The sequence below is a fragment of the Anaerobacterium chartisolvens genome (genome assembly GCF_003337415.1).
GTDB lineage: Bacteria > Bacillota > Clostridia > Acetivibrionales > DSM-27016 > Anaerobacterium > Anaerobacterium chartisolvens.
Genome location: NZ_QPJT01000082.1, coordinates 1 through 1,225, shown reverse-complemented (window position 1 = coordinate 1,225; position 1,225 = coordinate 1). Strand labels below are relative to the sequence as shown.

Annotated in this window: 1 pseudogene; it reads right to left on the bottom strand. The window is 51.0% G+C overall.

The annotated features are described in order from the left end of the window. Nucleotides 1–1,225, bottom strand: a pseudogene (locus DFR58_RS21630) (hypothetical protein); the annotation flags it as partial.

The following is a 1,225-nucleotide window of genomic DNA, read 5'->3' as shown; positions in this document are numbered from 1 at the left end:
TCAGCCCGCTTACGTCTATTCCCGTCACCTGCTGGGTTGCCGATGACACTGTTCCACTCCCCGTAACAGCCGTCCCACCTCCGCTGCTGCTTATACTGTAGCTGTATGTAGTGCCTATCTCTGCTCCCGCAAATGTGAACGACATGAAGTCTTTATTTGAATTGTTTATATATGCCTGATCTATTTCTATTGTATAGCCCATGGGTGCGGAAGCATCCTTTTCCACCGTATCCGAAGCTGCTGTTCCAGCATTTCCTGCGTCATCGGTAAGTATTACGCTTACCGTAAGCATCCCGTCAAAAAGACCGCTTACGTCTATTCCCGTCACCTGCTGGGTTGCCGAAACCACCGTTCCGCTCCCTGTCACAGCCGTTCCGCCTCCGCTGCTGCTTATACTGTAGCTGTATGTGCTGCCTACCTCCGCTCCTGCGAATGTGAAGGACAGCGCAGTCACATTTAAAGCATCTATGCCGGGTTGATCTATTGCTACAGTATATCCCGAAGGCGCGGCAGTATCCTTATCCACAGTATCCGTAGCCGCCGTACCTGTGTTTCCTGCCGTGTCGGTCAGCGTAACGATTACCGTTAGCTTCCCGTCAGTCAGCCCGCTTACGTCTATTCCCGTTATCTGCTGAGTTGCAGAAGTCACCATTCCGCTCCCCGTAACAGGCGTTCCACCTCCGCTGCTGCTTATAGTGTAGTTATATGTGTTGCCTATCTCTGCTCCCGCAAATGTGAACGACAACGCAGCAGCACTTGAACTGTTTATATAAGTCTGATCTATTGTTACGCTATAGCCCGAAGGTGCAACAGTGTCCTTAATTGCAGTATCGGTATCCGTCGTCCCTGTGTTTCCTGCCGCGTCGGTCAGTGTGACACTCACCGTAAGCGTCCCGTCATTCAGTACGCTTACATCTATTCCCGTTATCTGCTGGGTTTCCGAAGTCACCGTTCCGCTCCCCGTAACAGCTGTTCCGCCTCCGCTGCTGCTTATACTATAGTTATATGTGCTGCCTGTCTCCGCTCCCGCAAATGTAAAAGATAGCGCATTAACATTTGAACTGTTTATATAAGTCTGGTCTATAGTTATAGTATAGCCCGAAGGTGCGGTGGCATCTTTATCCACAGTATCCGTAGCCGCCGTACCTGTGTTTCCTGCCGCATCAGTCAGGGTAACACTTACCGCTAGCGTCCCGTCAGTCAGCCCGCTTACATCTATTCCCGT